The organism is Saccharomonospora halophila 8, from assembly GCF_000383775.1.
GTDB classification, from domain to species: Bacteria; Actinomycetota; Actinomycetes; order Mycobacteriales; family Pseudonocardiaceae; genus Saccharomonospora; species Saccharomonospora halophila.
On the sequence record NZ_KB912507.1, the window covers coordinates 9,154 to 12,144 of the forward strand.

4 protein-coding genes are annotated in these 2,991 nt (G+C 73.0%); 1 reads left to right on the forward strand and 3 read right to left on the reverse strand.

The annotated features are described in order from the left end of the window. Nucleotides 1-64: 64 nt before the first annotated feature. Nucleotides 65-847: an SDR family oxidoreductase gene (locus SACHA_RS0106905; protein WP_019808265.1), complete on the reverse strand. Its 783-nt coding sequence runs from the start codon at nucleotides 845-847 to the stop codon at nucleotides 65-67. Nucleotides 848-891: 44 nt separating this feature from the next. On the opposite strand from SACHA_RS0106905, the gene SACHA_RS0106910 reads away from it, so the two are divergent. Then, nucleotides 892-1,506 (forward strand): TetR/AcrR family transcriptional regulator, encoded by a 615-nt coding sequence (locus SACHA_RS0106910; RefSeq protein ID WP_019808267.1) that lies wholly within the window; start codon nucleotides 892-894, stop codon nucleotides 1,504-1,506. A 188-nt stretch (nucleotides 1,507-1,694) separates the two neighbouring features. Here SACHA_RS0106910 and SACHA_RS0106915 read toward each other — a convergent pair whose 3' ends face one another. Together SACHA_RS0106915 and SACHA_RS20710 are read right to left on the reverse strand one after the other, a co-directional pair. Then, complete coding sequence (locus tag SACHA_RS0106915; protein ID WP_019808268.1) at nucleotides 1,695-2,297, reverse strand: TetR/AcrR family transcriptional regulator; 603 nt, start codon at nucleotides 2,295-2,297, stop codon at nucleotides 1,695-1,697. Next, nucleotides 2,287-2,991 (reverse strand): SDR family oxidoreductase (locus SACHA_RS20710; protein ID WP_019808270.1); only part of this gene is annotated, 705 nt, incomplete at its 5' end. The genes SACHA_RS0106915 and SACHA_RS20710, both read right to left, overlap by 11 nt.

The window sequence follows — 2,991 nt, forward strand, 5'->3', positions numbered from 1 at the left end:
CCGATGCCGTTGCCCCCGCCGGTCACGACGACCCCCGCCCCGGCCGGGTCGAAGCCCGCGGCCGTCACAGGCCGCCGCCCAGCGTGACGCCACCGTCGAGGACCAGGGTCTGCCCGGTGATCCACCCGGCCTGCCCGGAGAGCAGGAACGACACCGCACCGGCCACGTCCTCGGGCACGCCGAGCCGCTTGAGCGGGTAGGCGGAGGCGACCTCCTCCTCCCGGTCGGCGTACAGGGCCGTGGCGAACTGGGTCTTGACCACGGCGGGGGCCACCGCGTTCACCCGGATCGACGGGGCCAGCTCGTGCGCCAGCTCGGTCGTCAGCCGGATCAACGCGGCCTTGCTCACGCCGTACATCCCGATGCCCGGCGACGTGCGCAGCCCCGCGATCGAGGCCACGTTCACGATCGACCCGCCGTGCTCGCCCATCCAGGCGTCCCGGACCTTGCGGGTCCAGGACAGCGGGGAGAGCACGTTCACCCCGAGGATCTTGGCCGCCGCGTCGGTGTCGGTGTCCAGGATCGGCCCGTACGTCGGGTTGATCCCGGTGTTGTTGACCAGGTGGTCGACGCGGCCGAACGTTTCCACCGTGCGGGCGACGGCCTCGTCCTGGTGCTCCGGGTCGTCGGCCTTGCCGGGCACGCCGATCGCCACCGCGCCACCGCCCAGTTCCTCGACGGCCTCGGCCAGCGGCTCGGGCTTGCGGGCGGTGACGCACACCCGCGCGCCCGCCTCGACGAGCGACCGGGCCACACCCAGGCCGATCCCCCGGCTGGCGCCTGTCACAATGGCCACGCGGCCCTTGAGCGAGTTCTCCCCCGACGGGGTCTGCTCGGACGAAGTCACTGCCGTTCTCCTCTCCACACTAAGCGTGCGCTTACAATTCGGGTATGACGATGTCGCTGTCCGCCGAGCTCTGGCCGGACGTCCAACCCGAGGCCGCCCGCAGGTTGATGCTGGCCGGGGTCGAGTCGTTCGCCCGGCGCGGCTACCACGCCACCACCACCCGCGACATCGCAGGCAACGCGGGCATGAGCCCGGCTGCCCTGTACGTGCACTTCCCGTCCAAGGCGGCGCTGCTGTTCGCCATCAGCCGCAGCGGCCACGAGCAGTCGCTCGCACTGATCCGGCGTGCCGCCGAGAGTGCCGACACGCCCGTGGAGAGCATGCGGGCGGTCGTGGAGCGGTTCGTGGCCTGGCACGCGCGCAGGCACACCGTCGCCCGTGTGGTGCAGTACGAGCTGGAGGCGCTGCCCGAGCAGGAGTACGAGGTGGTCGCCGACCTGCGCCGGGAGATCGAGCGCATCGTGCGCGACCTCGTGGCCGAGGGGGTCGCCTCGGGGGACTTCACCGTCGCCGACACCACCACCGCGGCCCGTGCGGTGCTCTCGTTGGCCATCGACGTGGCCCGGTGGTACAGCGAGCGCACGCGCAAGTCCCCCACCGACCTCGGTGCCGAGTACGCCGCACTGGCCCTGCGGATGCTCGGCGCCACGCCGGACTGAACGCGCAGGCGACGCCGCTCACGACCCACGCACGCACCTCCCGCCCGGCCGCCCGGTCCGGTTGCTCCGGTTGCTCCGGAAAACCCCGTGCCGCGCCCGCACGCGACCACCGACGGGTGACATACTAAGCGCTCGCTCACCTCAGGCGCCACCCGCCCCGGGACGACAGCCGGACACCGGGAACCCGCTCAGTCCCGGGCCCCGCCCACCACGGGTTCGAGGAGCGTGGCCCACTGCCGGGCCAGCCGCTCCCGGCGGCGGGTGTCGTCGGTGAGCAGGCTCGCCAGCCCCAGCCCGCGGGCGAGGTCGAGGGTGGCCTGCACGGTCTCGCGGACCCCGGGTCGGGACTCGTCGGCGCCGAGCAGTTCCAGGGCGACCCGGTGCGCCTCCTTGCCGACCCGCGCCTCCAGTGGCGCGAGGACCGCGCGCAGCGCCTCGTCCGTGGAGGCCGCCACCCACAGGTGCAGGGCGGCGCGGAACTTCGGCCCGGTGTAGAGGTCCAGCAGCATCCGCGCCACCGGGTAGGCACGGGACGGCCCCTGCGGCAGTTCGGCCGCCCGGCGTCGCAGTTCGGCGATCTGCTCCTCGGCGAGGAACTCCACCGCCGCGACCACGAGCTCCTCGCGGGTCGGGAAGTGATGCTGGGCCGCGCCCCGGGAGACGCCCGCCCGCTCGGCGATCACCCCGACCGTGGTTCCGGTCCAGCCGCGTTCTCCCAGGCACGAGACGGCGGCGTCCACCAGCCGCCGTCGCGTGGTCCGGCTGCGTTCCTGCCGGGGTTCACGCACCATCGACCGGATCGACCCAGAAGTCGAGTTGCAGGTCGGCCTCGCTCGGGGCGAGGCGGTACCCGGACAGGTCGGTGACCCCCTCGGCGGCGAGCACCTCGTCGTCGATGAAGAACTGTCCGGTGGTCTCCGCCGCGGGCCGGGTCAGGATCGCGTGCGCGGCGTCGGCCATGATCTCCGGGGTCCGGGACCGGCTGGACAACTCCGCGCCGACGACGTTGCGGATCGCGGCGGTGTCGATGGTGGTACGCGGCCAGAGGGAGTTCGCCGCGATCCCGTCGGACCGCAGTTCCGCGGCCAGCCCGACGGTGACCAGACTCATCGAGTACTTCGCGATGCTGTAGGCGAGGTGGCCCGCGGTGAACCACTCCTGCTCCAGCCGGATCGGCGGGGACAGCGTGAGGATGTGCGGATTGGCCGCCCCGCGCAGCTCGGGGATCGCGGTGCGGGAGAGCAGGAACGACCCGCGCGCGTTGATGTCCTGCATCAGGTCGTACCGCTTCATCGGGATCGACTCCGACGGGGTCAGGTCGATCGCACTGGCGTTGTTCACCACGATGTCCACACCGCCGAACTGCTCGGCCGTGCGCCGCACCGCCTCCGCGACGACCTCGTCGTCCCGGACGTCGCCCACGATCGGCAGGGCGTGCCCGCCCGCGGCCTCCACGGCCTCGGCGGCGGTGTGCACGGTGCCGGG

Bases quoted from the DNA above. Each gene is read 5' to 3' on its own strand.
- SACHA_RS0106910 (WP_019808267.1), top strand. From the start codon at position 892: ATGACGATGTCGCTGTCCGCCGAGCTCTGGCCGGACGTCCAACCCGAG.
- SACHA_RS0106915 (WP_019808268.1), bottom strand. From the start codon at position 2,297: ATGGTGCGTGAACCCCGGCAGGAACGCAGCCGGACCACGCGACGGCGG.